At 73.1% G+C, this 7,699-nt stretch carries 3 protein-coding genes; 1 reads left to right on the forward strand and 2 read right to left on the reverse strand.

Annotated elements, in window-relative coordinates:
• Positions 1-4: 4 nt before the first annotated feature.
• Together IEZ21_RS41745 and IEZ21_RS41750 are read right to left on the reverse strand one after the other, a co-directional pair.
• Positions 5-4,207: a type I polyketide synthase gene (locus IEZ21_RS41745; RefSeq protein WP_189327039.1), complete on the reverse strand. Its 4,203-nt coding sequence runs from the start codon at positions 4,205-4,207 to the stop codon at positions 5-7.
• Positions 4,204-5,904 carry a fatty acyl-AMP ligase gene (locus tag IEZ21_RS41750; RefSeq protein ID WP_246568743.1) on the reverse strand — a complete coding sequence of 567 codons (1,701 nt, stop codon included), beginning with the start codon at positions 5,902-5,904 and terminating at the stop codon, positions 4,204-4,206. Before IEZ21_RS41750 ends, IEZ21_RS41745 begins: the two co-directional genes overlap by 4 nt.
• Positions 5,905-6,175: 271 nt before the next feature.
• On the opposite strand from IEZ21_RS41750, the gene IEZ21_RS41755 reads away from it, so the two are divergent.
• On the forward strand, positions 6,176-7,657 hold the full coding sequence (locus IEZ21_RS41755; RefSeq protein ID WP_051744451.1) for an MFS transporter: 1,482 nt from the start codon (positions 6,176-6,178) through the stop codon (positions 7,655-7,657).
• Positions 7,658-7,699: the final 42 nt, after the last annotated feature.

Raw genomic sequence — 7,699 nt, forward strand, 5'->3', positions numbered from 1 at the left:
TCCTTCAGGAGTCCCGCAGATCGCGTGTCAGCAGTCCGGCGAGTACGTCGACGACCGGTGGGTCGAGCAGTGACAGGTGGTGGCCGGGCAGCGGGACGACGGTGAGGTCGGTGCAGTGGGCGTCCCAGCCGAGCGCCTGGTCGTCGCGCTCGTAGCGGGGGTCGCGGACCGTGTGCGGGGCGGGCTCGCTCGCCCGGTAGAGGAGGGTGCGGCCGGTGTGGGGCCCGGGCGTGTGGCGTTCGCCGCTGCGGAGGTCCAGATACGAGGTGCGCTGGTGCTCCAGTACGGAGTCCGGCAGTTCGACGGTGTCGCCCAGCACCTTGAGGACGAGGTCGATGCGGCCCGTGTCGTCGAGTCCGGCGAGTTCGTCGTACGGCAGGTCGAGGCGGGTGCCGTAGGTGCGTTCCACATACGCGGCGAAGTCCTGGAAGTGGCGCAGGGCCCGCTCGGTGGCGGTGAGCCCGGTCGGCAGCGGCAGCACCGAGTCGAGCAGGACCAGGGCGGAGACGGTGCCGTGTGGGGGCAGGAGCCGGGCCGTTTCCTGGGCGACGAGACCGCCGTACGACCAACCTCCCACCACCCAGGGCCCGTTGGGGATGACCTCCCGTATGCGCCGGGCGAACTCGGCGGCCCGGCCCGGCACATCGTCGGGGTCCGGCTGCCGGTCGAAGCCGTGGACCGGGCGGTCGCCGTCGAGGCGTGCGGCCAGCCGGGCGTAGACGTCGGCGGATCCGCCGGCGGCGTGGGCCAGGAAGAGGGGGGTGTGCGGGCCGGTGGCGGGGAAGGCACGGAGGTGATCGGAGGCGACGGGTCGCGCCTGCACGGGGAGGGCCGGGTGCCTCAAGTCCACGTCGCCCCCGAGCAGTTGGGCGACCCTCCGCAGAGTCCCCTGTTTCAGCAGCACTCCGGGCTCGACCTCGACATCGAACTCCCGCTGTACGACGGCCCGGATGCGCACGGCCGTGAGCGAGTCCAGGCCGAGGTTCGTCAACGGCGTGTCGGGGTCGATGTGTTCGGGGCTGTACCCCATCACTCCGGCCACGCACAGCCGCAGCCGTTCGACGGGGCTCATGGCGCGGTCGGTGGACCCGGCCTGGGGCTCGGCCGGATCCACCGCCGTCTCCTCCCCCACCCAGAACCGGCGGTGCCGCCAGCGCGGCGGCGGTACGTCCACGATGCGGCCCTCGGGGTGCAGGACCTCTCGCGGCCGGGCCGTCCGTACGCCGTGCACGAGAAGGGTGGCGAGCGAGGTGCGGAAGGTGAGTGCGTCGTCGGTGTCGCGGCGCAGGGTGGGGGTGACCAGCGAGTCCTCTGCGCCGGCCGCGCGCAGGGTTTCCGTCAGGGGGTGCAACTGCGTTGCGTGCGGGGACACTTCGACGAAGACGCGGTGTCCGTCCTCGGCCGCTGCACGCACGGCCTGGGTGAAGCGGACGGGGTTGCGTAGATTGGCCGCCCAGTACGCCGTGTCGGCGGGCGCGGCCTCGCGGGGGTCGTCGAGCACGGTGGAGTAGCGGCGGCAGCGGGGGGCCTGCGCGGAGGGCCGGATCTCGCCCAGCTCGCGGGTGAACTCACCCAGCAGCGGCTCGACTTCGCGCGAGTGACCAGCTGCGGACACGCCCAGCGCACGGGCGAAGCCGCCGTCGCCGTTCACCCGGGCGACCAGTGCGGCGACGTCCTCGGCCGAGCCGGTGACCACGCACTGCACCGGCGAGGCGTGCACGGCGACGTCGAGTGTGCGCAACTCCCTTGCCAGTACGGGTATTTCGGCAGCCGGGAGGTCCACGACGGCCATGGATCCGCCGGTGAGCCGGTCCAGCAGCCGGGAGCGTACGGCGACGACGCGGGCACCGGTGGCCTCGTCGAGAGCTCCGGAGACGACCGCCGCGGCGATCTCGCCCAGGGAGTGGCCGATGACGGCGGCGGGTTCGAGGCCGTACGAGCGCCAGAGTTCGGCGAGGGCGACCTGGATGCCGTACAGGACGGGCATGACGGTGGCGGGGCTCGACAGGACGGCGTCGGGGTGGAGTCCGGCGCGCAGGGAGACGCCCGCGTGTTCAAGGAGCAGTGGTTCCAGGCGGTCGACGGCGGCGGCGAACTTCCCTTCCGTGGCGAGGAGTTGGCTGCCCATGCCGGGCCACTGGGAGCCGTAGCCGGAGAACACCCAGACCGGGCCGGTGCCGCCCGGCGTCCCCTCCCCCGTGATCAGGTGCGGGGACGGGGCGCCGGTGGCCAGGCGGGTGAGCGCGGTGACGGTCTCCGCGCGGTCGCGGGTGACGAGGGCCGCGCGGTGCCGGCCGCGTCCGGTGCGGCCGGCGAGGGTGCGGGCGAGGTCGGCGTCGCGTACGCGTCGGCTGCCGGGGGTGTTCAGCCAGGCGGCGAGCTCAGCCGCGTACGCGCGCACCCTTTCTTTGGTTGACCCGTCGAGCAGCAGCAGCCGGGGACGCTCCGGCGCGCTGCTCGCCCGACGGGCCGGTCTGTGTTCGGGCTCGGCGAGGACGACATGGGCGTTCGTCCCGCCGAAGCCGAAGGCCGAGACGCCCGCGGTCGCCGTGCCCGAGTAGCGGGGCCACGGTTCCGGAGCGGTGACCACGCGCAGGCCGAGTGCGTCGAGGTCGGCGTGCGGGCCCTGGCAGGTGAAGTGGAGCTGGCCGGGGATCTCGCCGTGGTGCAGCGCAAGGACGGTCTTGATCAGGCCCGCGATGCCCGCCGCGGCTTCCAGGTGTCCGAGGTTCGTCTTGGCGGAGCCGATCAGCAGGGGCTGGTCGGCGGGGCGGCCCCTGCCGAGTACGGCGCCGAGGGCGCCCGCTTCGATGGGGTCACCGAGGGCGGTGCCGGTGCCGTGTGCCTCGACGTAGTCGACGGTCGTGGGGGCGTGGTGCGCTTGGTGCGCCTCGGCGAGGAGGGCGCGTTGGGCTTCGGCGTTGGGGGCGGTCAGCCCGTTGGAGCGGCCGTCGGAGTTGACGGCTGTCGCGTGGATGACGGCCAGGACGCGGTCGCCGTCGCGTTCGGCGTCGGCGAGGCGTTTCAGTACGACCACGCCGCAGCCCTCGCCGCGTACGATCCCGTCGGCCTCCGCGTCGAACGCCTTGCACCGGCCGTCCGGGGCGAGGGCGCCCGCGCGCTGGAGGCCGAGGGTCACGGCGGGGCTCAGCAGCAGGTTCACCCCGGCGGCGAGCGCCGTGTCGCTCTCGCCGCTGGCCAGGCTCCGTACCGCATGGTGCACCGCGACCAGGGACGACGAGCACGCGGTGTCGACGGACATGCTGGGCCCGCGCAGGTCGAGGGCGTACGACAGACGGCCCGCGGCGATGCTCAGGGAGGCGCCGGTGGCCGTCCAGGCGTCCACGGCGCCGGGGTCGGCGGTGGTGAGGTGGGCGTACTCGTTGCCGCTGATGCCGACGAAGACACCGGTACGGGTACCGGCGAGCGCGGGCGCCGGCAGGGCCGCGTGGTCGAGAGCCTCACGGGCGACTTCGAGGAGCATGCGGTGCTGGGGGTCCATGGCGACGGCCTCGTGCCCGGCGATACCGAAGAACTCGGCGTCGAACCCGGCGATCTCGTCGAGGCCACCGAGGAAGGCGCCGTGCGGGCTCACGTCGTCCGGCAACCGCGCCGGATCGCGCACGAAGGGCTCCCACCGCCCGTCCGGAACCGTGCCGACCGCGTCCCGCCCCTCGGAGAGAAGCCGCCAGTACGCCTCGGGCGAGCGGACCCCGCCGGGGAAGCGACAGCCGAGGCCGATGACGGCGACGGGGGTCGGGGCCCTGCCACGGTCCGCGGCGTGCGGGGCATGAGCGCCAACGCCGGGCGTGTGGCGGGTGGTTGGGCCCTCGGGCACGCGACCGTCCGCTGTCGCTGCGTCCGCCGCCCAGCCGCCGGCCGGCGCGAGCCGCATGTCGCCTGGCGTCGGGCCGCCCTGCGCCGGCGGGGGCGCGGCTTGCGCCTCGGCGGCACCGGCCGGCGGTCCCGCTTCCTTGGCCAGGCGCATCACCATCGCGTCGATCGTCGGCGCGTCCCACAGGAACGTGTTCGGGAGGCGGCGGCCGGACAGTTCGCTCAGGGCGGCCGTGAGTGCTACCGCGTCCCGGGAGGTGAGGCCGGTTTCGGCGAGGGGCAGGTCGTCGGGGAGTTCGGAGGGGGCGAGGCCGTACCAGGTGTGGAGCCGTTCCGTCACCAGAGCGCGGATCGCCGTACGTGACGCGGTCATCGGGTGCCGAACCCTCCCTCCAGGAACCGTGCTCGGGTCGCCGTGCGTGAGACCTTGCCGCTGCTGGTGCGGGGCACGGAGCCGGGCGGGACGAGGAGGAGGGTGCCCAGGCGCAGGCCGTGGCGGGTGGAGACGGTGGCGCGTGCGGTGCGTTCAGCTGCCCAGGCGTCCTCGGCCGTCGGTTCGGTGTCGCGGCGGTGTTCGGCGATCACGACGAGTTCCTCGCCCGTGCGGTCCGGCCGGGTGACCCCGAACGCGGCGAGCCGGTCGCGGCGGACCAGGGAGACGGCCGTCTGTACGGTCTGCTCGATGTCCTGGGGGTAGTGGTTGCGCCCGTCCACGATGATCACGTCCTTGTGCCGCCCCGTGACGAGGAGTTGCCCCTCATGCAGGGAGCCGAGATCGCCGGTGCGCAGCCAGTCGCCCGTCGCGCCGAAGCCGAAGGTCTCGGCGGAGAGTTCGGCGCGCTTCCAGTAGCCGAGCCCGACGTTCGGCCCGCGTACCTGGATCTCGCCGACCCGCCCTTCCGGGAGCAGCGCACCGTCCGCGCCGACGATCCGCACCTCCTGCCCGACGGGCGTCCCGCACGAGACGAGCACAGCCGCCGTCGCCGCGTCCGGCGCCTCCTCCACGCGCCCTTCCGCGAGCGCGTCGGCATCACAGGCCACGGTCGAGGGCGCGGCGTCCGAAGCGTCCGCGGTCACGAACACCGTGGCCTCCGCCAGTCCGTACGCCGGGCAGTGCGCGGCCGGGTGGAGTCCGGCGGGCGCGAACCTGGCGCGGAAGCGGTCCACCGTCCCCGCGCGCACCGGCTCACTGCCGTTGATGAGCACGCGTACGCGGTCCAGGTCCAGTTCGTCGGCCAGCGCCGGATCCGTACGCGCCACGCAGTAGTCGTAGGCGAAGTTCGGGGCGGCGCTGACGGTCCCCTCGTACGAGCCGAGGAGGCGCAGCCAGCGGGAGGGGTCCCGGAGGAAGTCGGCGGGGTCCATGAGGACGGACGGGAAGCCGCCGACCACGGGGGCGGCGATGCTGAGGACCAGGCCCATGTCGTGGAAGAGCGGCAGCCAGCCGACCGTCGTGGTGGTCCGCGGATCGGCGATGAACGCGTCGATCGCCTGGCGGGCGTTGGCGACGACATTGGCGTGGCTGATCATCACGCCGGACGGGCTGCGGGTGGAGCCGGAGGTGTACTGGAGGTAGGCGATGTCGCCGGGCTCGGGCCTCGCTCCCGGCTCGTCCTCAGGGCCGGATCCGGTGCGCCGGCTGGGCAGTTGATCGACAGGGACGACCGGCACGTCCGGCAGTTCGCGGTCCCGTACGAAGGCGCGTACGGAGGATGCCGTGGCGGAGTCGGTGAGCAGGCAGGCGGGTTCGCAGTCGGCGAGGACTCCCGCCAGTCTTCCTTCGTGCCCCGGGATCCCGGGACCGAAGAGGGGTACGGCGATCACGCGGGCGTACAGGCAGCCGAGGAAGGCGGCCGCGTAGTCGAGCCCCTGGGGCAGGACGAGGGCGGCGCGTTCGCCGGGCGAGGCGATCGTGACGAGGTGGTCGGCGACGGCTCTGGCCCGGGCGTCGAGGGCGCGCCAGCCGAGGGAGCGGTGGCGTCCCGTGGGAGCGGTGTCGGGGAAGTCGACGTGGCTGAGGGCGCGTTGCTGCGGCCGGTGCCTTGCCCAGTGCCGCAGATGGTCCGTCATAAGGGTGGCTTCGGTTGCTTCGACAGTTGGCTGGGCGGGCGGCATGGCGACTCCAACTGTGAGGGGAACGGCGCGAGTTGATGCTGCGCGAGTTGAGGCGGTGCACCAGGTTCCGCCTCTGCGGGCTGAGGGGTTAGGGGACGTACTGACAGTTCGTCTGCCGCGTTCTGTCAGTTCGCTGACAAAGTCGGCCGCCGATTCCATGCCATGGGCCAGAGCCAGTGCGAGGCCGCGCCGCCGACAATCCGGTGACGGCGGAAGGAGCCGATTCGTGGGACGTGCACGGCTGTTCGCGCTGCTTTCCCTGATCACGCTGACCGGGTTCATCACGACCCTCGACAACACGGTCATCAACGTGGCCCTGCCGACCGTGCAGCGCGAACTGGGGCTGAGCGTCACGGACTTGGAGTGGGTGGCCAGCAGTTACGTACTCAGTTTCGGCGCGCTGCTGCTGCCCGGCGGACGGCTGACCGATCTCTTCGGGCGCCGGTCCGTACTGACGGTGGGGGTCGTGGTCTTCACGGCGGCGTCTGCGGCTGCGGCCGTCGCGGACAGCGGTGGCACACTGATCGCGGCCCGTACGGTGCAGGGGGTCGGGGCCGCGCTGATCATCCCGGCGTCGCTGGCCCTGGTCGCCGCCGATCTGCCCGCGCGACGGCAGTCGATGGCCATCGGCCTGTGGACGGCGGCGCTCGCGGTCGCGCTGGCGATGGGGCCTGTGGTCGGCGGCTTCGTCACCCAACAGTGGAGCTGGGGCTGGGTGTTCGCGCTGAACGTGCCCTTCGGGATCGTCGCTCTGCTGCTGATGCCCGCGGTGCCCGCCAGACCGAAAGAGTCTGGGTCTGGGGCCGGGTCTGCGTCCCGGCGCGGCGGGCTCGATCTGCCGGGGGTGCTGTTCTCCGTCCTCGCGCTCTATCTGCTGACGTACGGGCTGGTGCGGGGCACAGAGCACGGGTTCGGCGCCGCGCCCGTACCGCTGTGTCTGGGTGTGTCAGCCGTCGCCACCTGTGCGTTCCTCCTCGCGGAGGCCCGGACCAGTCGCCCCCTCCTCGAACTCGGGCTGCTGCGCGACCGGTTCCTCACGGGCGGGGTGATCGCGCAGGTGCTGTGGGGCATCGGCGTGAACGGCGTCTTCTTCTTCACCGCCCTCTATCTCCAGCGGGTGCTCGGCTTCTCACCGACCAAGGCGGGGCTGGCCTTCCTGCCGCTGGCGGGCGCGCTGCTGCTCTGCACACCGCTGGCCGAGCGGGCCGCTCGCGTGCTGGGCGCCCATGTGTCGATCGCGGCGGGGCTCGGCGTGGTGGCGGCCGGTCTGCTGTACGTCTCGGGGACGGGCGCGAACGCCGGCTACTGGGATCTTCAGCCGGGGCTGCTGATGATCGGCGCGGGTTCGGCGCTCACCACTCCGCTGACGGTGCGCTGCCTCGCCCGGGTCCCGGACGCCCGTACGGGCATGGCGACCGGTCTGGTGAGTGCGGCGCGCGAGGTCTCGGGCGTGTTCGGGGTGGTACTGGTCGGTGTCGTCCTCACCCGGCGCGAGCGCTCCGAGTTGCGGGCGGGCACGGATCCGCGCAGCGCGTTCCTGGAGGGGTACGACATCGGGCTGCGGCTGGCGGCGTGCTCTGTGCTGGCGGGCGCGATCGTCACGCTGGTGACGCTGCGCCGCCGAGGACGCCATCGGCGGGTACGGCAGCGGTGGGTACGGTCGCGTCGGGAGCCGGCGCGGACCGGAACTCCCCTTGTCCTGAAGTGACAAGCCTCTCCCCCACCCCCCTTTCAGTAGCGGGCGAGTCTG

This window comes from Streptomyces flaveus, from assembly GCF_014647675.1.
Classification (GTDB): domain Bacteria; phylum Actinomycetota; class Actinomycetes; order Streptomycetales; family Streptomycetaceae; genus Streptomyces; species Streptomyces flaveus.